Raw genomic sequence first — 26,005 nt, 5'->3', positions numbered from 1 at the left:
CACAATCGAAAGTCTTAATCCCTACGCCGGTATTATCCGGATCAGGTCGCGGGTTCTGCGTTGCAATCTCAGCCGGCAAATCAGAAAACTGATGCCAGCACCCCGTCAAGACGCGAATTCAATTAGGTGACACTGTCAATCAGTGCCAATGACAAGTGTAGAGGTCGCCCGGATTATTGTCCATAATGCGGTTTCGACGCGCGTTAACGTTAGGAGACATCATGAAGAAACGACTGCTTTCCGGGCTCATCGGCCTGCTTGCGGCCCAGCCTGCTCTGTCCATGGATCTGGTGGAGACCTACACGAAAGCAATCTCCTACGATTCCGGAATCGCCACCGCCCGGGCCACCTTTGAGGCTCAACAGGCCGCCAGCGACGTAACCCGCAGCGCCCTTTTGCCGCAGATCGTCGGCTTCGGCGAGGCAAATTACACCGATTCAGACGGTCCAAGCCAGGATGTAAGTTACGAGACCCTGGCCTATGGCGTGCGACTGACCCAACCCCTGTTCCGCGCCGAAGAGTGGTTCCGTTATGACGCCAGCCAGTTCCAGACCGAGGCAGCGCGTGCCGAATACAACCTTGCTCAGCAGCAGCTGATTCTGGATGTGGCGTCAGGCTACTTTGGTGTTTTGCGCGCGGCGGACAATCTCACCGTGGCACGATCAGCCGAAGCGGCTTTCCAGCGCCAGTACGAGCAGGCTCAGGAGCGCTTTGACGTAGGGTTGATCGCAATTACTGAAGTCTACGAGGCTCGCGCCACCTACGACGCCAGCAAAAGCCAGCGGATAGCCGCGGAAAGCGAGCTTGCCATTGCCCGTGAACAGCTTGCGAGACTGACCGGCGACTACGACGAGGAACTGGAAAACCTTCGGCGCAACTTCCCGCTCAGCCAACCTCAGCCAACGGATCCGGCAGTCTGGGCAGAAACCGCACTTGATCAGAACTGGCAGATCCGCTCGGCCCTTTTTGAGCTCAATGCCACCGAAGCCAATCTTAGAACCGCTAAATCAGGACACCTGCCAACGCTTGATCTGAACGCTTCCTACGGAAAAACAGACATCAGCGGTCTGGAGCAGGCAGCCACACTGCAAAGCCAGCGGGATGGCACGACCACCGAAGCCCAGATTGGCATTACGCTCAATGTCCCGCTTTACATGGGTGGCGGCACCCAGGCCGGTGTTCGCCAGCAAAGATCGCTGGTAATTGCCGCCGAGCAGTCGCTGGAAACCATCAGGCGGGATATCCGGGTGAACACCCGGAGCTTATACAGCAACGTAAACACCAACATCCAGTCAGCATCGGCCCTGTCACAAACCATCGTTTCCCGTCGTAGCGCGTTGAATGCAACCCGGGCAGGATACGAAGTAGGCACCCGCAACATCGTGGAAGTACTGGATGCCCAGAGAAACTACTTTGTGGCACTGAGGGATTTTGCCAATGCTCGGTATGACTACATCGTCAATTCCCTGCAGCTAAAGCAGGCTTCAGGCACTCTGAGCCCGGAAGATCTGGTTCAGTTGAACAACTGGCTGAGTGCCGAAGCACCGGGCATCCAGGCCCTGGCGGATGAGGATGACACGCTCGACAACCCGGTTCAGTAAGGGGGGCGCCGGGAAGCGACCGCTTCCCGGCTGCCAGCATCAAACCCTTTCGATAATCCCGTCAACTACCCGTTCCAGTGCTCCACGATTGGCGTTCACCACGGCCAATGCGTTCTGTCCGGCTTTAATGGCAGAGGGCTGATCGTCGAACAGGCGGATTACACACTCCGCGAGTGACTGGGATGAAGGCGTCATAAAAACGCCCTGCCCGTCCGACAGCTGGCTGTAAATCGTCTCGAAATTGAAGATATGAGGCCCTGACAGAACCGGCAATCCCCATGCCGCCGGCTCCAGGGGGTTATGACCACCGCGCTCGATCAGGGAGCCGCCGACGAAGGCAAGGTCGGACGCACCGTAAAGCATCAGCAATTCGCCCATGGTGTCACCCAGGTATACCTCGAACTCCTCATCAGGGATGTTTACGTCATCCGCTTGCCCGCCACCGGACGGCGCGGATTCGTCAGACCGGCGCTTCAAGGTGAACCCCATGGAGGTGATCAGGGACGCGACCGCTGCAAACCGCTCCGGGTGCCTGGGAACAATCACCAGACGCGCACCTGGGTGGCGCGCCAGCACCGCCCGGTGGGCTTCCAGAATTTCCCTGTCCTCGCCTTCATGGGTACTGGCAGCAATCCACACCGACCGATCCAACCCCAGCCTTTGGCGAAGAGCAACCGCCTCCGATCGTATCCGGTCGGAAATATCCACATCGAACTTGATACTGCCGGTGACCGACACCGATGCCGGAGTGGCGCCGATTCTCAGGAAGCGGTTGGCGTCTTCCTCAGCCTGGGCCGCGATCCACCGGATGCTTCGCAGCAAAGGCTTCACCAGTGACGACACCCGTTCATACCCTCGGGCGGAGCGCTCGGACAAGCGGGCATTAATCAGAAATATGGGCACATTCCGCCGCTTGCTGAGGGAGATCATATTCGGCCAGAGCTCGGTTTCCATGATCACCAGTGCCCGCGGCCTGACCCGGTCCACAAACCGCCTGACCGCGCCAGGGGTATCGTACGGGGAAAACGCGTAAAGCACCCGATCCCCGAACAGGGCTTTGGCCCGGGCAGAGCCGGTTGCGGTCATTGCCGTCATCAGGACGGGAATACCTGGATTACGCCGCAACAGCGCCTTCACCAACGGCGCTGCGGCAATCGTTTCGCCGACTGATACCGCATGCACCCAGATCACCGGTTCGCTAGCCTCGTCAACGTAGCCCAGCCGCTCCTGCCAGTGCACAAATGCATCGGGATTCTTTCGCCCGTTCCACCACAGGCGGAAAATCACGAACGGCAGCGCGATACGAAAAAACAGTGAGTACAGAAAATGAAGCATTATTTCCCCGGGCAGGCTCGGACCGAGGACATTCTACAGAAAGCTGCCCGGAACGTCTGCCGGGCAGCGGGTTGCGGGAAATGCTGCTTTAGGCACTGTCTTCGGCCCTGCTAAACTTGGTTTCATTCTTTAGCAAAGAGAGTGAAAGATTAGTGACAAAAGCACGAGAACGGGGTCGGGATACCCGATACACACACTACCTGCATCCTCGTTGGTGGCCCACCTGGCTAGCCATTTTTATTATGTGGGCGGCTGCAAGGCTTCCATTGCGGTGGCAGTGGTGGCTGGGGGAAAAACTTGGGGAACTGACCTGGCGCTTTGCATCAAAACGGCGCCACATCACCGATGTAAACATTCGCCTGTGTTTTCCCGAGCTAACGGAAAACCAGAAACAGGCCCTGGTGCGGCAATCCTTCCGGGCCAACGGCATCGGCGTCATGGAACTGGGGCTGGCCTGGTTCCGGGACCCGGCATCTTACCTGCCAATGACCAATGTATACGGGCTGGAGCATCTGGATGAAGCACTGGCCAGAGGCAAAGGCGTGCTGCTGCTCGGCGGACATTACAGTACACTGGATCTGGGCGGCAGCCTGGTGACCGAGTACATCAATGCAGACGTCATGCAACGAGACCACAATAACCCGCTGATCAACGCCGTGATGACCCGTGCCCGGGAGCGCCGATATGGCCAGGTGCTGGATGCCAGAAACCTGCGTGGCCTGCTCAGACAGCTCAAGAAGAACCGCATTGTCTGGTACGCAACCGATCAGGATTACGGCCGCAAGGACATCGTATTCGCGCCCTTCTTCGATGTGCCTGCGGGATCCATTACCGCTACGTCCCGCATAGCGAAGAGCAGTGGCTGCGCCGTGGTACCTTTCAGTCACTTCCGTCGAACGGACGTCCCGGGGTACGACATTTTCTTCCAGGCGCCACTGGAGAACTTCCCCAGCGGCGATGACCTGGCCGATGCCACACTGGTAAACAGGACCATCGAAAATGAAATCCGCAAACAGCCGGACCAATACCTCTGGATGCATCGCCGATTCAAAACGCGCCCCAACCCCGGGGATCCCAGTCTTTATGACCGCACCTGAAAAGCATGCCTGAGCACTCTAAGCAGCCTGCAGAAGCGCCGGTCATCTGGCTTCTGACCGACAACAAGCCGGGCCACCGTAGCCAGCTCAAAGGCCTTGGCAACAGGCTTCGGGTGCTGGCCGGGGCTAGCCTGCACTGGGTCGACGCGTCGCTGACCAAAGTTCCTTTCTGGCGGGTTTTACTGACCAGGCCGCCGCCCCTGCAAGACCCGGAGCTCCCGGATCCGGATCTCATTATCGCGGCCGGTTCCAGCACTCATCGGCTTTTACTTGCCTTGAGAAAATTCAAAAAAGCCAGAACACTGGTGATGATGAAGCCGGACTTTCCAGTCAGGTTGATCAGCGCCGCCATGATTCCCGCCCATGACCGTGTGCCGCCCTCTTCACGCGTCCTGGTCACCGAAGGTGTTGTAAATGCCATCACACCACTGGCAAGAATCACGGAAAAACAGGAAGCGCTGGTGCTTTTGGGAGGGCCATCGCCCCACTTTGACTGGAAAGATGACGCGATTCTGGAGCAGCTCTCGGAACTGATCAGCCGGTATCCGGACTGGGGCTGGACCATCAGCAGCTCCCGGCGAACTCCCAGGGCACTGCAGGATCGACTGGATCAGCTCGCCGGGTCGCGGGTTGCCGTTGTGCACCCCGAGCAAACTTATCAGGACTGGCTCAGCCACAAGCTTGCTGCATCCCGGGCCGTCTGGGTAACACCCGACAGCATGTCGATGGTGTGTGAAGCGGCAACCTCGGGCGTGCCCACCGGGCTGTTCGAGATCCCGGCAAAAGCCGGAAGCCGTGTTGCCGAGGGCGTAGGCCGGCTGAGAAAGGGGGGATACGTTGCGCTATTCCGCGATCATTCAAGGGTTATGTCTGGCAACGTCACTAGAGCCGACACCCTGTGGGAAGCCAATCGCGCCGCCCTCTGGGTGCTTGAACAGGGGCTCCTGCCCCACCATCACAAACCTGTTCAACGCCAGAGCAGGGAGGCAAAGCTTTGAGGATTCTTCAGGCCCTGCCAGCACTTTACAGCGGCGGCGTTGAGCGTGGCACGGTGGAATTCGCCGCCGAACTGGTTAAACGCGGCCATGAATCCTTCGTCGTTTCAAGAGGCGGCCCCATGGCAGAACAGCTACGGGGCCAGGGCTCCAAACACATATTCATGCCAATCCACCGGAAGAACCCGGCCTCTTTCGGGCAGATTCTGCCGATGCGAAGACTGCTGCTGGAGCTGAAACCGGACATTGTGCATGTCCGCTCCCGCATGCCGGCCTGGATCGTTTTTCTTGCCATGAAAAGCCTCCCGACTAACGCACGCCCTCTTGTTGTATCCACCTTTCATGGCATGTACTCGGTCAATCCCTACAGCGCCATCATGACCCGGGCCGACCATGTCATTGCGGTATCCCAGTGTGTCCGGGACTATGTTCTGAAAAACTTTCCGGTCCCAGAGGAGAGGCTGACCGTCATCCAGCGTGGAGTAGACGTGGATGCCTTCCGCCAGCGGGAACTCAGCAGACAATGGCTCGACCGTTGGTTCCGACATTACCCGCAGTTGGCCGATAGAAAAATCATTATGATGCCCGGGCGGATTTCGCGCTGGAAAGGCCAGATGGATTTTCTGGCCATGATGGCGGAGCTGGTTCAGGAAAGACCCGACTGCCATGGCATTATTGCCGGCGGCGCTGAGCCAGGTAAGGAGCATTTTCTTGAGGAGCTGGAAAAAGAGCGTGCGCGCCTGGATCTCACTGACAAGGTCAGTTTTCTGGGCCAGCGCAATGACATGACCACCCTGTACCTGCTGGCCGACGTGGTTTGCCATATGAGCACCAAACCGGAACCCTTCGGCCGGACGGTGACCGAAGCCCTGGCCTCCGGCACCCCGGTGATTGCTTACAACCGGGGAGGAGCCGCTGAAACCCTGCAGGCCTGTTTCAGGGAAGGCCTGGTGCCACCGGACGACATCGAAGCCTTCGCCCGGGCAGTTTCCCGCCAGCTGAACGCCGGCCCACCCGCTATTGAGGTTCCCCATCGATTCAGGTTGGAAGCGCAGACGGAAGCTACTCTGGGTATATACCAGACCTTGCTGCAACAACCCACATGACTGACACGAACCCGCCCGCACGCCTGACCATTGCATTCCTGCTGGCTACACCCGGCACTGCCTGGGGCGGCATGGAACAACACACCTCCGATCTGGCCACTGCGCTGTCCGGGCTGGGGCACCATGTTCATGTGCTTGGCCATTCGCATTACCGGGAAAGGTTCTCGGCGGGAACAACGTTTCATGCACTTCCTGTTCAACTGGGGCGCCGCCATCCCTGGCTGAAGCTGGCCTTTCACCGTTGCCTGAAACGGTTGTCGCCAGACGTTCTGCACGCCCAGGGCAACAAGGCGGCGCAGATGGCCAGCGCAACCCGCAGGCTGGCAAAGGTCACGACCGGCACAGTTCATGGCATCAAATCCAGCCACAGGGCATTCGACCGCCTCGATCGGGTTATTGCCGTCAGCCCGCAGATTTTCGAAGCACTGACTCATCCTCGCAAGCAACTTATCTATAACGGCGTGGATACGAATCGCCAGGGCATGCCTGAAAACGTCGATCCGGTTCTTCCGCAAAGAACCGTTAACGTGATCGCAGCGGGTAGACTGGAACCCGTGAAGGGGTTCGATACGCTCGTGAGGGCCTGGTCGAGACTTGATACCTCTGCTGTCCCCTGCCATCTGACCATTTTCGGCGATGGCAGCCAGCGACGGTCACTGGAACGGCTGATCCGGCAATCAGGGCTGGAAGAGCGAGTGACCCTGGCCGGTTTCCGCCAGGATCTGACTCCGGCCTATAAGCAGGCACAGCTGACGGTGATCAGCTCCCAGCGCGAAGGGTTCCCCTACGTGCTGATGGAATCCCTACTGGCAGGCTGCCCGGTTGTGTCCACACCGGTATCCGGGCCCAGGGATATTCTGCCAGCCGCAGCCATCAGCAAAGGCCATAACGAGGAGGACCTTGCGCGCCTGCTCACCCGGTCCCTGTCCGATCTGGCGGACCTGAACCGGGCCGAACAGTCGGCCATGGCCTTCGCCGCCAGCAACCTGACGTTGCAGGCCATGGCGGCACAAACCGAGGCGCTTTACTACGACGCACTGGTTTCGAGTCCGCCAGCGTGAGGCAGGCGCATAGCTACTTGCGAGCGCGTTCCTTATCCAGCGCAGCCAGCATCTGAAGCTCCCTGGCCTTGGCCAGTCGCATAAAATTGCGATTGGCAGCGGTGATTGCAACGCTCAGCCCAAACCAGCCGTTCAGTATCTGTCGGTGCAGCAGGTAATATTTTAGAAACTTCAGAGGAAACTCCACAAACAACCGCGCGCTGGAAATCTTTCGCCCCTTTTCCGCCATAAAACGGGCCTGCTCCGAGGACAACTGGCAATACTTGCGCTCCATCTGCTCCAGTGAAATCAGGGTGCGATGCAGCACGTCGCCTTCCAGATCCACAACCCGCCCGGACTTTACCCGGGGCCGGTCGTCATTGCTGCCTTTCTGCGCCTCGATGGCCGCCATCTTCCGATTGTAGAGCCTGAGAATCTTTTTCGACTTATCGTGCCGAAAGGGATGCCGGGAGTCGGGCTGCGAGAGCACCCAGCGCATCCGGAAACCTGCAATATCGGCATCCACGGGCTTTGAGAAAACCTCTTTGACAGTGCGAACCAGCTTGTCAGAAAGGACTTCATCCGCATCAAGATCCAGCACCCAGTCGTTCCGGCAGAGACTGGCGGCAAACGCTTTCTGGCAGGCAAAGCCTTCCCAGTCATTGTGGACAAACCGGGCACCTGCAGCCTCGGCAATCTCCCGGGTTCTGTCAGTGCTTCCGGAATCGACCACGATGATTTCATCTGCCCACCCAGCCACTTTCGCCAGTGATTCCGGCAATCGCAGCTCTTCGTTCAGAGTGATGTAGTAAACGGATAAGGGCAGTTTCATTGCGGGTCCTTTGAGTCGGTAAAAACGATACCACGGAAACCACGGATTCTAACGGCGCGTCATCAAACAGTAATCTATAGCTCTGCGCGCAGCGTATTCAGCGCCCTTTAACCGGATCCTCAGTCTATGAAACGAAGCACTACGCTCGGGCAACGGACGGCCTGGTTATCCTGGTTCATCTTCGCCAACGGGCTGATCGCCCTGATGGTGGGCCTGCGCTATTTGCCCTGGATGAACATTCCTGACACGCAGACGGCCGCTTACGTCACGCTACTCTATCCCGGCCAGTTTGCGGTTCTGGCGTGGCTGACATCGCTGCCGCTGCTCGCCCTTTCTGTTTTTCTGCCTTTTAGACGAAGCCTAGCGACCCTGGCCGTTTTCTATGCCAGTGTGGGCATTGCGCTGATTGTTCTGGACACGGTCGCCTATTCCCTTTACCGGTTTCACCTCTCGTCCTTTGTGCTGGAACTGGCGCTGGGCAGCGGAACCGACACCTTCTCATTTTCCTGGCAGCTATGGGCAACCGCCGCCCTGGTTTTTGCCGGCATTCTGGTTATCGAAAGTGCAGTGGCCTTCCTGCTTTGGCGGAAACGTCCAAAGGCACGCTGGCTGAGCGGGGCCTTTGTGGTCATGATCAGCCTGCAGGCGGTTGCCCACGGCTGGCACGCATGGGCCGATGCAAATTATGACACACGCATCACCAGCGTCACCCGCCATGTTCCCCTCTATTATGCCGCCACCGCTAAGCGCTTTATGAACGAAGTAGGCCTGGTTGACCCGCAGAAAGTCCGGCAAAACCAGCCTGCCCGATTGCTGGGCGATGCCAGTGGTGGAAGCCAACTGAACTACCCTACTCAGCCGCTGAGTTGTTCACAGCCGGACCGCAAACCCAACGTGCTGATGATCGTAATAGACGGAGCGCGCTGGGACATGCTAGCCCCCCGTTGGATGCCCAACATTCATCAATTCGCAGAAAACAGCATTGTGTTCGAGAATCACTACAGCAACGGCAATGCCACCAAGCCCGGCATATTCACCCTGTTGTATTCGCTACCTGCCAGCTACTGGGACGCCTTCACCGCCGTCAAAGAACCACCGGTAGCAATAAACCGGATGCAGGAGCTGGGCTATCAGACAAAGGTACTGGGCTCAGCGACGCTGGTTAGCCCCGCCTTCGATCAGAATGTATTCTCATCCATTCCCGATCTTCGCCTGAAAACACCGGGCGAAGAACCCTGGGACCGGGACGTACAGATCACCAAAGACTGGCTTGATTTCACCGAATCAGGGCGCAAACCCGAGCAGCCGTTTTTCGGATTCCTGTTCTACGACACGCCCCATAACCACCGCGTACCGGACGACTACCCGGTCAAATTCCAGCCCTACTGGGAGTCGGTCAATAAACTGGAGCTGGACAACGACTTCAACCCGGAACTGATCAAGAACAACTACAAATCAACCCTGCACTACGTGGACAATCAGGTTGGCCGGGTGCTGGATGACCTGAGAAACCGGAAGATACTCGACAACACCATCGTCATGATTACCGGGGACCACGGTCAGGAGTTCAACGAATACGGCAAGAATTACTGGGGTCATGGCAGTAACTTCGGCCAGTATCAGCTGAGAGTGCCTATGGTGGTGCACTGGCCGGGCAAAGAAGCGCAACGAATCAGTCACAGAACCGAGAATTTCGACGTAGCCCCAACGCTGATGAAAAACGCACTGGGGTGCAGCCAGACACCAGTCGAAACCTACGCAACCGGCAACGGGCTATTTACACCCGGAGAACATCCGTGGAGTATTGCCCACAGTTACATGGATTATGCTCTGCTGGTGAACGACATTAAGATAGTAAAGAATGCTTCGGGCTCGGTTGATGTCCTCGACAGTGAGCTTGAGCCTGTATCAGGCTATAAGCTTAAGCCCGGCATCACAGCGGAAGTTTTACGCGAGCTTTCCCGCTTCTACCAGTGATTTTTGACAGGACCGCCTGAATGAAACTTTCAGTCATAATGACGACCTACAACTCACCGGAATGGCTCGAGAAAGTATTGTGGGGGTATAGCGTCCAGACCCACAAAGACTTCGAGATTATTATCGGTGACGACGGCTCAACCGGAGAAACCAGGGACGTCATTGACCGCCTGAGAAGCGAAACAGGGCTGACCATCAAACATGTCTGGCAGGAAGACAAGGGTTTCCGCAAGTGCCGGATACTGAACAAGTCGATCCTGGAGGTCGAATCTGATTATGTGGTCTTTACCGATGGCGACTGCATTCCCCGAGCAGATTTCCTCGAAGTGCATGCGAAGGAGGCAAGACCTTCCACCTATCTTTCCGGTGGCTATCACAAGCTCCCGATGAGCACCAGCGAGACCATCACCCGCGACGATATTGTCTCGGGACGGTGTTTTCAGCTCGACTGGCTCAAGGCTCACGGCCTGAAAAAAAGCTACAAAAACAGCAAGCTCACTGCCGGACCGCTCAGGGCCGCCGTATTTAACGCCCTCACCCCCACGGCCTGTAATTTCAAAGGATCGAACGGCTCAGCCTGGCTGAAAGATATTCTTGCGGTCAACGGCTTTGACGAACGTATGCCCTGGGGTGGGCTGGATCGGGAGTTTGGGGTACGACTGGCAAACTCGGGCGTGAAACCAAAACACGTTCGATACAATGCGATTGTCATTCACCTTGACCACAAGCGTGGCTACAAAGACCCCGAGCTGGTCGCTGCCAACAAGGCATTGCGGGTAGATAGTGAGAAGCAGCGCAAAACACGTACAGAGCATGGTATTGAGCAGTTGGCCTTGTCAGAAGCCCCTACCAGGACTCATCAGGAAGCCGTGAAATGACATCAGGACAAGAGACGTTCGGAAGCCGGAAGCCTTCGGCACTCTGGCAGGTGCTGATAACTCTGTGCCACGACAACAAGGGCGGAATCGTCAGCCGCCTGCTAGCCCCCCTGACCCGCAAGGCCCTGATAAAACAGACATCCCGCCTGCCAATCGACATTCAGGTGGAAGGCATCAACCTCCGGTGCCAGTTCACCGACAATTATTCAGAAAAAAAGTTCGTCTTTACGCCCTGGCGCTATGACCGAGCCGAGCGGCAAATACTCAGTCAGGCTCTCGCCAATGGCGGAACCTTCATCGATATTGGGGCCAATGTGGGGCTGTATACCCTCACAGCCATCGCCGCGATGGGTTCCGACAAGGGAAGGATCATTGCCTTCGAGCCGAACCCCGTCACCCTGACGCGCCTTTTGTTCAATATTGAGGCAAACCCGCAATTCGAGCAGAGTAATATCCGGGTACTGGACCATGGTATTGCTGACGAAGAAACCAGTTTCTTTCTTCATCTTAATGCAGGGAATCTGGGAGAAAGCAGCATAAGAGGTTCTGACTCGGGGCCTGAAACGGTGCCACACCCGGGCAATAGCCGGCAAGGCGTAAACATTAGATGCAGGCCATTGCTCCCTGTTCTATCCGAGCTTGGAATTGATCGAATAGATGCTTTGAAGATTGATATTGAAGGGGCAGAAGATCTGGCGCTCACTCCGTTTCTAGATGCGGCCCCGGACGCTTTGCTTCCGCGTCTTCTGATCATTGAGAACTCAGAGAAACAGTGGAAAACCGATCTTTTCCAGACCATCCAGTCTCGCGGTTACTCGCTGGTTGGTCGCAATAAGATGAACTCAGTTTTCCAATTCAGATCGGGTTACGGCCATTAGCTGCTCACACAATTGATGGAATTCCCGAGCCACCGTGGCCGGACGATACTGGCTCATTGCCCCAAACGATGCCTGCAGATCCAGATATTTCTGGTCTTTTACCCAGCTTTTCAAAGCAGCCGCCAGGGCTTCCGGAGTTGGCTCGAAATACTCGACGACCCGGTCGATATCATCGAGAATCCGGTAGCGGGCAGTCACCAGTGACGGTTTCCGATACAGCAAAACGTCATTTTCGATGCCTGACATTTTACTCTTCCCGTACACCTCCCGGTACTTCCTAAAGTGCGTCTCGATCTTGATCGGTGCCAGCAGAAAATCCACTTCAGAGACCTTCTGCTCAAAGTCCTCAGAGCTGACGTAGTCGCGGCTGTAGTCCAGCGAAAACTGTGCGCATTCCAGAGAAGCGAACTTTTGGACGATGCGCTCGGCCTGTTTACCCGACGCCTTCCCTAGTAGAATAAGCTTGAGCGGCAGTTTCAACTGCCCCAGGCACTGACGTAATGCCCGATAGACCAGGTCGTAATCCTTTTTCGCATTGGTGACTTTGCCGGTAATCGCGATAGTTATGCACTGCTTTTGTCCGGTGAGTTTTTCCGACGAGTGTGTTTCGCCCAGAAATCCGAAGGGCATGACAGGTGGCAGTATTCTTTCGCTGCCAACCCAACCCTGTTCAGCAACATAATTGGAAATCGCGCGGTTGGGGAACATAAAATAATTGATGTGGGCCAGGAATTGCCTCCGCTGACGCCACTCGCCAGCAATCAGAACTTTGCGTATAAGATGAGAAAGGATGGCGGGGAATTTCATCAATGGACGATAGAAATGACTGGCCGGGGCAAGATCCGCATGGGCGTTATGAACCCGTAGGATCGAAGGTGCCGCGAAAGGAATTTCGCATAGCTCTGCCCAAAAGTGGCGGACAGTATTGAAGTACAGGATGTCTGCCGACTCGAAGATCGGTGCCATTCGTTCGATAAATCCCGCAACACTCTCATCCGAGCGCTTGCAGTGAGCGTCTAGCCAATCCGCTTTCTGATCCCAGTCAACGTCTACGCGCTCAAGAACCTCCGGTATCGTCACTATAGCCACTCGGAAGCGTTCCATCTCAAGTATATTGATCAGGTTCTGGATTAGCTCGCTGTGATGGTGTAGCTCCACGATTACGATGTGGATAGGTCGGACGGACTGGTTTGCTCCTGAATCCCCTGCGCTGCTCATGATTAATCTACCGGGCCAGAAAAAGCTTTCGTATCGCCAGCTCAAGGCTGTTCAGCTTCTTGAGAAAGCGGCTGCCCTGCATCGGGTAATAACCCCAGGGTTTGTCCAGGTCCTTGTTAACACAGGTCAGAAAGTCCTCGGCAAACGGTAGGACGTCTTTCGGGCGATCACGAAGCTGCTCAACCTGGCTCTCGCTAAGAATCTCATAGGGGAAGAATCCGCACCTTCTCCAACGCTCAGCCAGCTTCAGTGCCAGGGTTTTCCTCTTGCCTCGATAGGCCGGCACGTCGGGCAACCACATAGCAAAGGGCGTGAACAGGTGTCCGATGGTGTGAAAATATTCGCGGGCCTGAAGATCGTTGGCAGGCTCTGATGGCCGGAACCGCCAGTTTTTCTCTAACAGTCGGGAAGGCCGGGTAATCAGAATGGCCGAAAAGTACTGACCTGCGCTCTGGTCCGTCGCCCGTCGACGAAACGCATCCAAAGAGGCGTCATAGGTCAGGGTTGCCTCGTCCCGCTCACGGTTCAGGCCTTTCAGAAAACATGGGTGCAGAAACGCGACGTCCGGATGGTTATCGAAAATCCGGTCCAGTTTGGTAATTTCTTCCTTTTTCATGGGTCTTACGACTTGCATGTCGTCCTGGATAAAACAGACCAGGTTGCGCTCACTGGCATATTCAATCGCCGACTGCATATTGCCGTACAAACCGCCCAGCTTGTGGGAAGACTGGTTTCCCGGCTGCACCACCTCCATGCGCTCAGACAAGCGCTCCAGTACTTCCCGTGTATAGGCATCGTTACTGTCGTCATCAAAAACAACGACATCGGCGTCTGGCACGCAGGTTTCAATGGAAGCCACGCAGTTTTCGAGAAACCTGCCCCGGTTGTAGGAAAAAACGCAAAAAAGAAGCCTGTCAGACATAATTCGGAATCCGGTAGGAGGATCAATGGTCAGCCTTTATGCCACACCCAATGTCACTCACGGTGTTCTGAAATTAAACGGCGCGCTCCATTCCCTTCTGGCGCACCTCGGCAATAAGATAAACAATCAAAACGGCGTAAAGGCAGAAAAAAACCAGCGGAGGCCCGTAGCCCATCACCGAGTCGGTGAGCCCGAAAAGGGCATAACCAACCAGCAGCGCCAACCCTGCCGCGCCCAGCGTTCGCAGTTCAGTTGCTTGCGCAAAGACTGCTTTTACAAAAACCATTCCCAGCGCGCCCCATAAACCGAAAAGTCCGGCAAGTCCGACAATCCCTTGCAAAGCAAGCGTGTCCAGGAATACGTTGTGTGGCATGGTCTGCTTCACTAGCGTTGGATGATAGTTGCCAAGGGCGACCTGTTCCTTCAGATAGGCGTTAAAGGAATGACCAATACCGCCACCGAAAACCGGCTGCTCCAGAAACATGTTCCAGGATGCGTGCCAGAGTGCCAGCCGTGTCCCGACCGAAGTGTCGCCATGTTCCATCGGATCATCGACATACCGGTTGAACTCGGTGACGGCCAGTTCTACCCGGTCCGTCACACCTGTCTGGGGCAACAACAACACTGAACCAATACCGATCGCAAGAATAACAGCGGTTGTCAGCGATGCCTTCGCATAACCCGTTCTGCTGAAATGCCATAACAACAGCAGCACCAACGCAGGCAAAGCCACCCAACCACCTCGCGTACCCGAGAGCAGGCTTGCCAAAAGACCCAGCATCAACGCAACGGCAGGAAGGATGATCCAGGGCTTTCCGAGCTTTCTGAAGTATGGAATACCGATCGCTGACATGATGCCCATCAACAGCGCTGTATTGCCGAAGGTGACCGCGCTGGTCGCTCCGTCTGCACGGACGTAATGATCGACCATCAAGTACTCGTAAAGTGCGCTCAAACCGACGGCGATCGCGCCAAGAGCAACACCGAACCAAAGCAGGGATTCGGCCATGCGAACCCGAATAAAGAGGAACAGAATCGGTATCGCCCATAGTGGCCTGAGCAGCACGTCAAGTTCACGCACGGAGTCTCGACGGAAGCCGGTCTCAACCAGGGAAATCAGGACTGCCGCAGTGAATGCAGCGAACCCGAGGCAGGCCATACGCTCATCCGCATCGAGGGCTCGCGGCATCCGGGGCCGACGGATGGCCAGGCAAGCCAGGCCGATCACCGCCGCAATGTGATAGGGCGTGCTTCCGCCGCTGGAAACCAGTAGAAGAAGTACCGGAATCGCCAGCAGAATCACCGACACAATAAGGTTTAGCGTACCTGGTGTTGTCTTATCCATCGTTTGAGGTTGCATCCAGATCTCCGATCCAGGGCGGCCTTCTGCCGCAAAGGTTTTTATGTATACCGGTTCTAGCCTTTCCAGCCTAACCGCCTGAGCAAACGTCGCAGAATGACTTCGACGTTGTTCAACTGCTTGTAGAACCTCAGGCCCGTGAGCGGATTGTAGGTCCACGGTTTTGATGGATTATTCGGCACGCACTCCAGCCAGTCCTCGGCGACAGGCAATGCATGCCCCGCTTTCTGCTGAGCCTGGGCAACTGCCTCGGGCGACCAGATACGGAACGGATAAAAGCCCACCTGCTTTTTACGCTCCGCCAGTTTCAGCCCTATCGTTTTCTGTTTACCCCGGTAGGCAGGCACTTCCGGTAGCCACATGGCAAAGGGCAGCCAGATGTAGGCCATCATCCCGAAAAGTTCTCTCGCCTGGCGGTCATTGTCCGGTTCCGACTGGCGGAACTGCCAGCCCGCCTCAAGCAGCCTGGCGGGATTAAAGACGACCAGATCCGAGTAATGGATCCCGGCACTCTGCCCGGTATCCTGCCTGTAAAAATAGGCGGGATCGGGGCCTTCAAGAGGGGTCACCCGTTGCTTCCTCAAGGCGACGCCCCGGATGAAACAGGGATGCAGAAACCCGAGCCTCGGGTTCTTTTCAAAAAGGCTCGCCATGCTTTCCAGCTCGGAATTCGACACCGGGCGGACAACCTGTGTGTCGTCCTGCAGGAAACAGACAAGCGGTTTCCCGGCGCAGAGCCGAAGCGCCGTATTCATATTGTGATAAAGACCCCCATGCTTGATAAATCCCTCTTTTTCAGGACCCACCACGCGGCAGAACGAGGCGGCCTCCGAGAGGTATTTCCGGGTCTCGGCGTCCGTGCTGTTGTCATCAAGAATGATAATTTCAGCCTGTGGCAGACAGATCTTTACCGACTCGACGCAATTCCTGAGGAAATCGCCCCGATTATACGAAAAGATGCAAAAAGTGATTGGATGGTCCGTCATTGCCAATGCCTTTTATCAGTCGGAAAAACATCCGCCAGAGAGTGAGTCAGAGTCTTTTTTCATGCCGTCGATTTCAGATCAGAAAGAATCGGCACCAGAAAATCTTCAGCAGGCCATTCATGTCGGCCACTGGCCTGGGAGTGAATGGTGACATAGTGAACCTGCGGGTCGTGCATAAAGGATTTTACCTGGCTCACAACAGTTTCAGGGTCCCGTGTATCGTACAGATACCGGAAAAAAGCAGGCTCACGCCACTCAGGTTTCAACTCGTTTTGCCGGCTTGCGAGGAATGCCTTGTAAACGCCAAATTCGGACCAGCGACGCGGAGGCCGGCTCAGTAACGCATCCCACCAGGGCTTACCCTGTTTTGCCTCGAGCTCCCTCAAGGCCTGGTTAAGAACCGCTCTGTCCAATACAAACGGCGTATCAAAATACACGTTAACCCGTTCAGAATCCGGCTCGACCCCAAGCAGTCTTTCCGATTCCTCCAGCCAGTGCTTTACCTTGCCACGAAGTTCCGACCGCCTCTGCCACTGGGCGTAACACAGAACACCGGACTGCGCTGAAAAATCATCAGCCATTGCGTTCGGCGTTACGACCACATCGGAATCAATGACGACTGCCAGGTCACAGTCCAGCTCACTGGCCAGCTTCAGCTTGCAAAGCTGCTGGGTATGCCAGCCAGTGTAGGACGGCCATGCCGGCCATGAAACGACCCGCTTGAGGCTTCCACAGATTCGGGTCAAATTGCGCCCCAGGCGCTGGGATAGCCGCCTTGCCTTCACCCTCCGACGCTCCACATCTACAGGTAATACATCCCGCGTGGACAGCAGTGTCAAACCGGGCCGATCGCGAAACTCCTCGAACAGTGAAAGATCTTCGTCTTGAACCACCACATAGTGCAGAAACCGGGCCAGAGGAGAATGTTCCAGAGAGGCGCGCATCACCCGGAAATGCTCAAAGTCGCCTGCCCAGGTGGGCGTAATGAAGACTATTCGAGGTTCGCCACTCATAAGGATTCGCCCGGCTTGCGGTCCCGAGCCTTGGACTGCCAAAGCCGCAGGCGCGTTCTGAGTCGGCTGCGGAGAGTATTTTTGCTATACCGCCCCTTGGACACATGGCGTATCCGATAGACTCCCGGCACATCCACTGGCTGGCCGTGACTGCGAAGTAACCAGCGGAATGCCCGGTCCTCGTGGCATTTGGCGAAGCTTTCCACTGGCTGCTGGTAAAGGCTGATATTGCGGCAATAACCCACGGCCCGGCACACATCTCCATGGGCAATCTGCAACGGGCCGGTAGCCTTGGAAATCTGACGGGTGGTGAATGAGCTGGTGTCGATATCCAGAACCTGGGGCTCGCTCGTACCTGCGCGAAGCATGGGGTTATCTTCGGCAAGCAGATCTGTGGTGTGCTCATGCTCGGGGAACAGCAGCGCATCCTGTCGACCCTGCAGCACATCAGCCAAAGCGTCGAGGCAACCCTCGCGGAACATCAGGTCGCAATCGGTAAACCAGACCCAATCAGCTTCAGTAGCCAGAGCTGCGCGATTCCGCCCAATACCACGGCGGAACAGCTCCTGCTTCGGCACCGGCTGCCAGTTCCAGTTAACGCCGGGCACCGTCTGGCTCTCGAAAAAAGCCAGCAGTTCCCCGGTGCGGGTATCTTCCGAGCTGTAGAAAACCGTCATGGTGACATCGAGCTTCTTCGGGGGGAAAAGTACCAAAGAACTCAGTTGATAGACCAGAAAGTGAGAGTAATTCCAGCAATGGCTGACGACTTCAAGCTTGAGGTGGCCGGTTCTGGCTGAGCGCTTGCCTTCTGGCGGAAGGTCGGGCTCGAACCACCGTGCAGGTATCCAGCCACCCGCTGCAAACCGGAAAAACACCAGCTGTATCAGATTCCACATAATTGTTGCCCGGACCCAATCAATAAAAGCTCGCGAATTCTACCATGGCGCCTGATCAAAAGCAGACCGTCTGGCCGTTACAAACCATCAATCACCTTGTGTGCGTTTGACGACAATGGTACTTTTTTCGGCCCTGTTACCTCCCGACTGGATGGTTTTTGTGACCGGCAAACTCATCAGACTGGCATTCCGAATACTGTCACTGCTCAGCCTGAAAAGCGCTCAGCGCCTCGGCCGCCTGCTGGGTACGGCTGCCTGGAAGCTGGGCGGGCGTTCCGTGGATACCACTCGCAAAAACCTGCTTGCCTGCTACCCGGACCTCAACCCCGACGAAGTGGAAGCCCTTGGCCGCCGGAGTTTTCAGGAAACCGGCGCCACCGCCCTGGAGATTCCCCTGATGTGGGAGTGGCCGGTTGAACGTTGTCTTGGGCTGATCCGGGAAATCGAAGGGGAGGAACTGCTCGAAGAGTACAAGGCCGGCAAACAGGGTCTGTTGCTGCTGGCGCCCCACCTGGGAAACTGGGAACTGGCAGGGCTTTTCTTTGCGTCCCGCTACAGCATGGCGGCGCTTTACAGCCCGCCCAACCAGCCTGGTTTCGAGGCCTACATGAAGTCTGTGCGAAGCCGCAGTGGTTCAGAGCTGGTCGCCACCGACCGGCGCGGCATCATGCGGCTGTTCAGCATCCTGCGCGAGGGTGGCGTTGTGGGCATCCTGCCGGACCAGACACCTCGACGGGAAGGCGGTGAATTTGCACCCTTCTTTGGCATCCCCGCCATTACCATGACCCTGGCTTCGAAGCTGGTGCACAAAACCGGAGCGAGACCTCTGGTGACCTACGCCCAGAGGCTGCCCGATGGCCGGGGGTTCAGGATCGTCATTCGTGAGGTAGGACCTGCCATGGCGTCCAGGGATATGACCGAATCCCTGACCGCCCTGAACCAATCGGTGGAAAATTGCATTGCAGACGTACCTGCTCAGTATCAGTGGGAGTACAAACGCTTCCGTCGCACCGCCCCCGGGGAAAAATCCGTCTACTGATCGGTCCGGTTGTAACCGTCCAGAAACGCCTGCCAGAGCGCTTCCCTTGACCCCGGCTCCACTCCAGCCAGAAGTTTGTTGACCGAACGTTCAAGGCGGCTGATGTTGGCGGCTTTCCAGGCATCATTACTTTGACCAGGCATTATCCGGCCGCGGTCAAAATCAATCAGATAGACCTGATCCGCAACCAGAATATTCATGCAGTTAAGATCCGCGTGAAATACGCCGGCATCGTGAAACCGGCGCACACAACCGCCGGCCTCGCGCCATGTTTGCCTGTGAGCAAGATCGGTGAAATCAGAGAGAGGTGTTGCATCGGGAATGCGGCGGATGATCAGTGCAGCCCGGTATAGCAGAAGAGCGCGCCGGCTGAAACCGGCCGCGACGGGCTCCGGTACCGGAAAATTCCGATGGAAAAGCTCATGCAGCAAGCGGAATTCAGCTACGGAGCGGACGGCATCTCGCCCGGTGAACACATAATCGCGGCGGATAAACCGCCCCGGAATGCCGCCCCGGCAGAAGTGCCGAAGCACCAGATCGCCGACCTCCGACCGAATAAACCAGGCCGAACCGCGGCCACCCGTGGTAACAGGCGAAGCGCGGTCGCCCCAGAAACCCGGATCAAACCAGTCCTCCCGGAAAATCTCACCGAAAGACCGGGCGACAAGATAGCCCCCGCCGGCCCTCAGATGTCTTTCGTAGCCGTTCCCCACGGGACTTTAGTTGACCTGCGTCAGCCAGCGGCTGTGCCCGGGCGACTTGCCCTTCACCGCATCAAAATACATGCCCTGCAGTTTTTCCGTCAGCGGGCCGCGCTTGCCGGCGCCGATCACCCGGCCATCCAGTTCACGAATCGGCAGCACTTCGGCCGCAGTGCCCGTGAAGAAAGCTTCGTCGGCGATGTAGATTTCATCACGGGTGATCCTGCGCTCGCGCACCGGCACATTCAGCTCTGCCGCAAAGTCGAGAATGGTCTGGCGGGTAATGCCCTCCAGGCAGGAGGTGAGCTCGGGTGTATGCAGTACGCCGTTACGCAGCACGAAAATGTTCTCGCCGGACCCTTCTGCCACATAGCCTTCGTTGTCCAGCAGCAGCGCTTCCTCGCAGCCACTGGCGATGGCCTCGTTCAGCGCCAGCATGGAGTTGATGTAGTTGCCGTTGGCTTTGGCCTTACACATGGTGATATTCACGTGATGGCGGGTGTAGGAAGAGGTGCGAACCTTGATGCCCATCTCCTTGGCTTCGGGGGACATATAGGACGGCCAGCTCCAGGCCGCGACCATGACGTGCACCTGCAGGTTATCGGCACGCAGACCCATGCCTTCGGATCCGTAAAACACCATAGGGCGAAGGTAGGCTTCGTCCAACCCGTTTTCCTTCACGGCGGCGCATTGGGCCGCATTCAGCTGCTCTTTGGTAAAGGGCATCTTCATGTTCAGAATATGGGCGGAGCGGAACAGGCGGTCTGTGTGATCCTGCAGCCGGAAAATCGCCGCACCTTCGGGAGTGCTGTAGGCGCGCACGCCCTCGAAGCAGCCCAGTCCGTAATGCAGGGTGTGCGTCAGCACATGGGTTTTGGCGTCCCGCCAGGGGATCATCTCGCCATCCATCCAGATCAGGCCATCACGATCAGCCATCGACATTGTTCTTGCTCCTAAGCGCGCTTAACGGAATCCGGCATTCTAGCAGGAAAAATCATGGGTACGAAGGGCTACGAGGAGCCGGGGTCGTCCAACATCACACGGTTCCACATGGCCTGAATGTAGGCACGCTCCTCCCGGAAAGCGTCCTCCGCCACCTGACTGTTGAGGTTCTGCAACGCCCGGCGATGAATGGTCGAACGCAAGGTGATGTAGGCTTCCCGCAATCCCTGGGCATCCTCCACCGGGATCACGCCCACGTGCCCCAACTCTTCCATTTGCCGGATATTATCGGAATAACGGGTCAGTTCCGGAAACTCCGAGGAATAGGCAAGCATCAGGTACTGGACCATGAATTCGATATCAATGATCCCGCCATTGTCATGCTTGACGTGAAACACCTCCGGCGCCTGGCCGGACCTTGCCGAGGTACCCAGCGCGGAGCGCATCTTCTCACGCATGGCGATCACCTCCTCGCGCAGTGCCTGGCGGTCTCTGGGCTGGCACAGGATCGAGTGGCGGATCGCCTCAAAGGCTTTCCGCGTATCGGCGGAACCGGCCACTCCCCGAGCTCGAGCCAGAGCCTGATGCTCCCAGGTCCAGGCATCGCTTTGCTGATACTTCTCAAAGGCGGTTAGGGTGCTGACAAGCAGACCCGAATTGCCCGAAGGCCGCAGGCGCATATCCACCTCGTAGAGCTGCCCGGCGGGGGTCTGGGTATTCAGGATATGAACGATGCGCTGCCCCAGACGGGTAAAAAAAATCGCGTTGTCGATGGGCTTTTCACCGTCGGTCGAACGTTCGGGGTCGCCGCCATGGATAAACACCAGGTCCAGATCCGACGTATAGCCAAGCTCGATCCCCCCCAGCTTGCCATAGCCAATCACCGCAAAATCCGTGTCTTCTGCAGCACCCTCCTTTCGCCCGGGATAGCCATGGCGGCTGATCAGGTTGGCAAAAGCCACGTCCACCACATGATCCAGAACCACCTCGGCAATCCAGGTGAGGTAATCGCTTACCTTCATCAGTGGCAGCGTGCCGCGCAGCTCTGACGCCGCCACCCGCAAGATATGCGCCTTCTTGAAGTGCCGCAGGGTATCCATCTGCTCTTCCAGATCCTCGAACGGAATACGCAGCATCTGTTGCCGGAGGTCGTCCCGCAGTTCTTCCTTCGCCGGCGGCTTGTACAGACTTTCAGCGTTCAGCAGTTCATCCAGCAGCAACGGGGTTTCCGCAAGCTGAGTGGCAATCCAGGGACTCTCGCTGCAAAGCTTCACCAGCTGTGCCCGTGCACCGGGGTTTTCCAGCAACAGAACCATATAAGCGGTACGACGGAGGATAGCCTCCACCAGTTGCAGCACCCGACTCAGCGTCTGGGAGGGTTCATCAACGTGACAGAGCGCTTCCAGCAACACCGGCATGAAGCGGTTCAGGCGCTGGCGCCCCTGGGTCTGGAGAGACTGCACGGTGCGGGAGCTTCGCAGCGTGTCCAGTTCCCGGTAGCTGGATTCAGGAGACTCGAACTGATGCTCCGCCAGCCAGCTGATAGCGGCCTCCTCGTCCATCTCTCCCATCCAGAGTTCCTGCCATTCCTCGTCAATATCGACTCGGTCGCCATCCTCCTCTTCTGTGGCAATGATATCGGCAAAATGGGTCGCAACCCGCTGTCGATGACCATCCAGGGCTTCCTGACAGGCCGGCCAGTCGTCATAGCCCATAATCAATGCTACCCGCGCCCTGTCGGCATCGTTGTCCGGTAGCAACTGTGTCTGTTTGTCCTCCATACCCTGCAGCGCATGTTCAAGGTTTCGCAGGAAGGTATAGGCGGCCGCAAGTTCGTTCACCACCACCGATGGCAACAGTTCCAGCGCCTCAAGTTCCCGCAGAATCGTCAGCAGTTCCCGCTGCTGCAGCTCCCGGTCGCGGCCACCCCGGATCAGCTGAAACGCCTGCACCACAAACTCGATTTCACGAATACCACCACTACCGAGCTTGATGTTGTTTTCCAGTCCCCTGCGCCGGACTTCACGGCTGATCATGGACTTCATGCTGCGCAGGGATTCGAAGGCACTGAAATCAATGTATTTGCGATAGACAAAAGGCTTCAGGCTGTCCATCAGCACCTGCCCAGCCTGCTGGTCACCGGCCACCACCCGGGCCTTGACCATGGCGTAGCGTTCCCAGTCCCGCCCCTGGTCCTGGTAATAGGTTTCCAGCGCAGCAAAACTCAGGGCCAGAGCGCCGCTCTGACCATAAGGCCGCAATCTCATATCAACCCGGAACACGAAGCCATCGGCGGTAATCTGATCCAGCGCCTGAATCAGCCGCTGGCCCAGTCGGGTAAAGAACTGCTGGTTATCAATGGCGCGGCGGGCGCCCCGTGTTTCGCCCTTACCCGGATAAGCAAAAATGAGGTCGATATCGGAAGACACGTTCAACTCATGGCCCCCGAGCTTGCCCATACCCAGCACAATCAAAGGCTGCGCTTCTTCCCTGCCGGTCGCCGGATTCACACCCCAGGGCGTGCCGTACTGGCCGCAGCAGTCCTCGTAGAGCCAATCCAGTGCGCCCTGCAGGCACACATCGGCAAAATCACTAGTAGCCGCCATGGTCTCCGCCAGATCAGACCAGCGCATCAGATCCCGCCAGATAATGCGGAACTGGGTTTCCATCCGGAACTGGCGCAAGGCGGCCTGAAGTTCGGTCTCGCTGGTGACGGCACCCAGGAATTCGCCCCAACGCTGGCGCAGATAGCCCTCGGTGGTGCGCTCGGTTAAGGGCAAGGAAACGCAAAGGGCCTCGACGCGTTCCGGATGAGCCTCGATGGTGCGCCGAAGGAAAACACTGCGTGCGAGAGCCTGTGCGGCGTCGGCCTCGGAAATGCCGCCCTTCTCCGCCAGAAAATCGGGAACACCGGCGGGAAAAACCGATGGCCAGATGCCGGCAACCTCGTCCGCCAGCGGTTGTGGTAAAGCGCGCCACGGCTCGGACATAATGCAAACCCCTGTGTCTCTGTTATATTTCCCGTACTGTATACCGAACACCGCGCCGACTGAACCGCTCCGGGGACTTACATGCCGAGATACCGCAAGCCGCTGAATCCGGAACACCAGCTTTCGCATCTGCCGATGGCTGGCATGATCCGGGCGCGGATCCAGCGGCTGTTCGCCATTCTTGCCGGGCTTCTGCTCTTCCAGGTTCTGCTGATCTGGAGCGTTGAGGACCTCACCTTTTTCGAATCCGCCTGGATGACCATGACGACGCTGGTCACGGTGGGCTACGGTGATTTCGCACCGGAAACCACCATTGGACGGCTCAGCACCATCGCACTGATGTTCGTCTCTGCCATTACCGTGATGACACTGATCGTCAGCGACTACATCGAATACCGGTTTTACCGCCGGGAACGCATATTAACCGGACGCTGGATATATAAAATGCAGGACCATATCGTAATCATCAACACGCCCCAGACCGGGGGCGAGCAGTATTTTGCGCGCTTTGCGTCACAGGTCAGAGCGATACCTGGCTATGAAGCCATTCCGATCATGATTCTGACCCAGAACTTCCCCAACGGCCTGCCGACAGAACTGTCCGATACCGGACTGGTGCACTTCCATGGCTCAGGCAGCGACCCGGCGGCTCTCAAAGCCGTCCATGTGGGCGGTGCACGCCACATTATCGTACTTGCTGCGGATGAGGCTGATCCGACCTCGGATAGCCTGACGTTTGATATTGCCCACAGACTGAGCGAGTCAAATCTTGGCTACCATGCCACAGTGGAGTGCGTCAGGGACGAGAACCGGGCCCGGTTCCAGGCACTGGGGGTAAGAACCATCATTCGGCCGGTCCGTACCTATCCCGAGATCATGGTGCGGTCGGTGGTCGCCCCGGGATCGGAAAAAGTACTGGAGGACCTGTTCAACTATGAGCACGACCATCCTCATCGCTATGATATCGAGCTTGATGACCTTTCCTGGGCCGACATTGTCAGCGCCCTGATACGCCATGGCATAGGAACCGCGCTGGCGTATATTGACGACAACAATGAGGTTGTCTGTCACCCTCCTACCGACAAAGGAATCGAGGGCAAAGGACTGATTGTACTGGTCAAATCCATCGATACGCCCACCGTTGAAGTGGTAGAAGAAGCGCTGGCGCACTACCGGGAGTTCATCCGGAAATGGCACGCCTTGCAGGATGAGCAGGCCGCAAAGGATCAGTCCGGTGAAACACCGGCAAGCGCCAGCTGAACGCGCCCAAGCAGACCATTGCTGATCAGTGAGTTGACTGACTGCCCCGCCAGCAGCATACCCAGAAGCTGCTCCAGCTCCTCTGAGACCCCGGTGGACTGCGCTGCGCTGCGGATCAACGAGAAGTCCGCACCCTTGTCTGGGAAAGGCACTTGCCGCAACCAGCAGGCACTCAGACAGCGAAAAAACTTGTAGACGTCCGGCGTCGCAGCCAAATCCGGCTCCGGAAACAGAATCCCTGCCAGGTAATAGCCCTGTTCAGCTTTGCTCAGTACGTTCAGAAATACCGGTACTGATTCGGCGAGCCGCACAGCCAACTGCCTCAAGACCGCTGGATTTCCTGACTTGAGCTCGAATTCGGCTTCGCACAAGGGGATTGATCGCTCCCCACTAAGTATTCGACCCTGATCAATGGCCACCTCCACCAGGGTTTCACCACCGGCTTCGGATTCCTTCACCATCACCACCTGCCGTTCAAAGTTAGTCTCAAACACAGGCCGCAAACGGCCAAGGTCCGTCTGGTCCGCCAGCGGCGTTTTTTCGAGCAGTGACCGGTCCAGCTCTGCTGATTCAAGCGGCCACTCCCACTCTAGCCGGCGATGCCCGCCATCAACAAACTCGCCCTGGGTTTTCAGCGTCTGGATAAAACGCGAGCCTTTCTGGCGCACGCGCAGAGCCATACGCTGCTGGTTGAGGGCAGAATCGGCTGTATCAAAGTAGATGTTCCGGAGCGTCACTGGCTCAGCCCCGGCTTCACCAGACTGACTCACCAGCAGTTTCCGCGCCCTGGCGAGGGCGTCAGGCTCCAACGCCAGTTTGATTTCAAGCTCGACGTTTGCATCGTCTGCCATTGGCATTCCGTTCCTTTCTGATCAATGGGTTTTGCCTTTTCAAAAAGGCATAAAAAAACCGGCTCCCAAGGGAGCCGGTTTTCAGCTT

22 protein-coding genes and 1 riboswitch are annotated in these 26,005 nt (G+C 57.1%); of the genes, 10 read left to right on the top strand and 12 right to left on the bottom strand.

From position 1 onward, the window contains the following. Position 1: 1 nt before the first annotated feature. Positions 2-115, bottom strand: a riboswitch (TPP riboswitch). 106 nt (positions 116-221) lie between these two features. After that, positions 222-1,601 carry a TolC family outer membrane protein gene (locus FPL19_RS17015; RefSeq protein ID WP_150914455.1) on the top strand — a complete coding sequence of 460 codons (1,380 nt, stop codon included), beginning with the start codon at positions 222-224 and terminating at the stop codon, positions 1,599-1,601. A 39-nt stretch (positions 1,602-1,640) separates the two neighbouring features. Here the strand turns inward: FPL19_RS17015 and waaA are convergent, their stop codons facing one another. Continuing rightward, the gene (gene waaA / locus FPL19_RS17010) at positions 1,641-2,936 is read right to left on the bottom strand and encodes a lipid IV(A) 3-deoxy-D-manno-octulosonic acid transferase (RefSeq protein WP_150914453.1); all 1,296 of its coding nucleotides are present in this window, start codon (positions 2,934-2,936) and stop codon (positions 1,641-1,643) included. 152 nt (positions 2,937-3,088) lie between these two features. Between waaA and lpxL the strand changes: the two genes are divergently transcribed. Genes lpxL through FPL19_RS16990 form a run of 4 tightly spaced genes read left to right on the top strand, consistent with a single transcriptional unit; the run spans position 3,089 to position 7,195 of the window. Beyond that, a complete protein-coding gene (gene lpxL, locus FPL19_RS17005) occupies positions 3,089-4,033 on the top strand; it encodes an LpxL/LpxP family Kdo(2)-lipid IV(A) lauroyl/palmitoleoyl acyltransferase (RefSeq protein WP_150914451.1) in 945 nt (314 codons plus the stop codon). 5 nt (positions 4,034-4,038) lie between these two features. Continuing rightward, positions 4,039-5,031, top strand: coding sequence for a mitochondrial fission ELM1 family protein (locus tag FPL19_RS17000; protein WP_150914449.1), 993 nt, complete (start codon positions 4,039-4,041; stop codon positions 5,029-5,031). Beyond that, positions 5,028-6,134, top strand: coding sequence for a glycosyltransferase family 4 protein (locus tag FPL19_RS16995; protein WP_150914448.1), 1,107 nt, complete (start codon positions 5,028-5,030; stop codon positions 6,132-6,134). The genes FPL19_RS17000 and FPL19_RS16995 overlap by 4 nt, the downstream gene beginning before the upstream one ends. Then, the gene (locus FPL19_RS16990) at positions 6,131-7,195 is read left to right on the top strand and encodes a glycosyltransferase (protein ID WP_150914439.1); all 1,065 of its coding nucleotides are present in this window, start codon (positions 6,131-6,133) and stop codon (positions 7,193-7,195) included. The genes FPL19_RS16995 and FPL19_RS16990 overlap by 4 nt, the downstream gene beginning before the upstream one ends. 13 nt (positions 7,196-7,208) lie before the next feature. Here FPL19_RS16990 and FPL19_RS16985 read toward each other — a convergent pair whose 3' ends face one another. Further along, the gene (locus tag FPL19_RS16985) at positions 7,209-8,006 is read right to left on the bottom strand and encodes a glycosyltransferase family 2 protein (protein ID WP_150914437.1); all 798 of its coding nucleotides are present in this window, start codon (positions 8,004-8,006) and stop codon (positions 7,209-7,211) included. Positions 8,007-8,132: 126 nt separating this feature from the next. Here FPL19_RS16985 and FPL19_RS16980 point away from each other — a divergent pair, with 126 nt between their 5' ends. Genes FPL19_RS16980 through FPL19_RS16970 form a run of 3 tightly spaced genes read left to right on the top strand, consistent with a single transcriptional unit; the run spans position 8,133 to position 11,739 of the window. Then, positions 8,133-9,983 (top strand): DUF3413 domain-containing protein, encoded by a 1,851-nt coding sequence (locus tag FPL19_RS16980; RefSeq protein WP_150914435.1) that lies wholly within the window; start codon positions 8,133-8,135, stop codon positions 9,981-9,983. Positions 9,984-10,003: 20 nt separating this feature from the next. Next, the gene (locus FPL19_RS16975; protein WP_150914433.1) at positions 10,004-10,861 is read left to right on the top strand and encodes a glycosyltransferase family 2 protein; all 858 of its coding nucleotides are present in this window, start codon (positions 10,004-10,006) and stop codon (positions 10,859-10,861) included. A 50-nt stretch (positions 10,862-10,911) separates the two neighbouring features. Further along, positions 10,912-11,739: an FkbM family methyltransferase gene (locus tag FPL19_RS16970; protein WP_191965311.1), complete on the top strand. Its 828-nt coding sequence runs from the start codon at positions 10,912-10,914 to the stop codon at positions 11,737-11,739. On the opposite strand, the gene FPL19_RS16965 is transcribed toward FPL19_RS16970, so the two are convergent. The 6 genes from FPL19_RS16965 to FPL19_RS16940 all read right to left on the bottom strand — a co-directional run bounded on the left by FPL19_RS16965 (position 11,704) and on the right by FPL19_RS16940 (position 18,134). Further along, positions 11,704-12,705, bottom strand: a complete 1,002-nt coding sequence (locus FPL19_RS16965; RefSeq protein ID WP_150914428.1) for a hypothetical protein — start codon at positions 12,703-12,705, stop codon at positions 11,704-11,706. The two genes, FPL19_RS16970 and FPL19_RS16965, sit on opposite strands and share 36 nt — an antisense overlap. 259 nt (positions 12,706-12,964) lie before the next feature. Continuing rightward, positions 12,965-13,879, bottom strand: a complete 915-nt coding sequence (locus tag FPL19_RS16960; protein ID WP_150914427.1) for a glycosyltransferase — start codon at positions 13,877-13,879, stop codon at positions 12,965-12,967. A 73-nt stretch (positions 13,880-13,952) separates the two neighbouring features. Beyond that, entirely contained in the window at positions 13,953-15,239 is a 1,287-nt protein-coding gene (locus FPL19_RS16955) for an O-antigen ligase family protein (RefSeq protein WP_150914426.1), read from the bottom strand. Positions 15,240-15,295: 56 nt separating this feature from the next. After that, positions 15,296-16,225, bottom strand: coding sequence for a glycosyltransferase family 2 protein (locus FPL19_RS16950; protein ID WP_150914425.1), 930 nt, complete (start codon positions 16,223-16,225; stop codon positions 15,296-15,298). A gap of 59 nt (positions 16,226-16,284) precedes the next feature. Beyond that, complete coding sequence (locus FPL19_RS16945; RefSeq protein ID WP_150914422.1) at positions 16,285-17,238, bottom strand: DUF6492 family protein; 954 nt, start codon at positions 17,236-17,238, stop codon at positions 16,285-16,287. Next, entirely contained in the window at positions 17,235-18,134 is a 900-nt protein-coding gene (locus tag FPL19_RS16940) for a glycosyltransferase family protein (RefSeq protein ID WP_150914420.1), read from the bottom strand. The genes FPL19_RS16945 and FPL19_RS16940 overlap by 4 nt, the downstream gene beginning before the upstream one ends. Before the next feature lie 160 nt (positions 18,135-18,294). On the opposite strand from FPL19_RS16940, the gene FPL19_RS16935 reads away from it, so the two are divergent. Then, complete coding sequence (locus FPL19_RS16935; RefSeq protein WP_225314477.1) at positions 18,295-19,173, top strand: lysophospholipid acyltransferase family protein; 879 nt, start codon at positions 18,295-18,297, stop codon at positions 19,171-19,173. Here FPL19_RS16935 and FPL19_RS16930 read toward each other — a convergent pair. From FPL19_RS16930 to glnE, 3 genes are all read right to left on the bottom strand, one after another. After that, positions 19,167-19,886 (bottom strand): 3-deoxy-D-manno-octulosonic acid kinase, encoded by a 720-nt coding sequence (locus FPL19_RS16930; RefSeq protein ID WP_150914419.1) that lies wholly within the window; start codon positions 19,884-19,886, stop codon positions 19,167-19,169. The genes FPL19_RS16935 and FPL19_RS16930 overlap by 7 nt on opposite strands. A 6-nt stretch (positions 19,887-19,892) precedes the next feature. Next, entirely contained in the window at positions 19,893-20,816 is a 924-nt protein-coding gene (locus FPL19_RS16925; protein WP_150914418.1) for a branched-chain amino acid transaminase, read from the bottom strand. Between the two features lie 68 nt (positions 20,817-20,884). Continuing rightward, entirely contained in the window at positions 20,885-23,806 is a 2,922-nt protein-coding gene (gene glnE, locus FPL19_RS16920) for a bifunctional [glutamate--ammonia ligase]-adenylyl-L-tyrosine phosphorylase/[glutamate--ammonia-ligase] adenylyltransferase (protein ID WP_150914417.1), read from the bottom strand. A gap of 81 nt (positions 23,807-23,887) precedes the next feature. Between glnE and FPL19_RS16915 the strand changes: the two genes are divergently transcribed. Continuing rightward, positions 23,888-25,066: an ion channel gene (locus FPL19_RS16915; protein ID WP_150914415.1), complete on the top strand. Its 1,179-nt coding sequence runs from the start codon at positions 23,888-23,890 to the stop codon at positions 25,064-25,066. On the opposite strand, the gene FPL19_RS16910 is transcribed toward FPL19_RS16915, so the two are convergent. After that, positions 25,033-25,917, bottom strand: a complete 885-nt coding sequence (locus FPL19_RS16910) for a CYTH domain-containing protein (RefSeq protein ID WP_191965310.1) — start codon at positions 25,915-25,917, stop codon at positions 25,033-25,035. The genes FPL19_RS16915 and FPL19_RS16910 overlap by 34 nt on opposite strands. Between the last annotated feature and the right edge of the window lie 88 nt (positions 25,918-26,005).

It is taken from the genome of Marinobacter halotolerans, from assembly GCF_008795985.1.
Lineage (GTDB): Bacteria > Pseudomonadota > Gammaproteobacteria > Pseudomonadales > Oleiphilaceae > Marinobacter > Marinobacter halotolerans.
The sequence above is the reverse complement of the archived record's forward strand: the minus strand, read 5'-3'. Positions and strand labels throughout refer to the sequence as shown.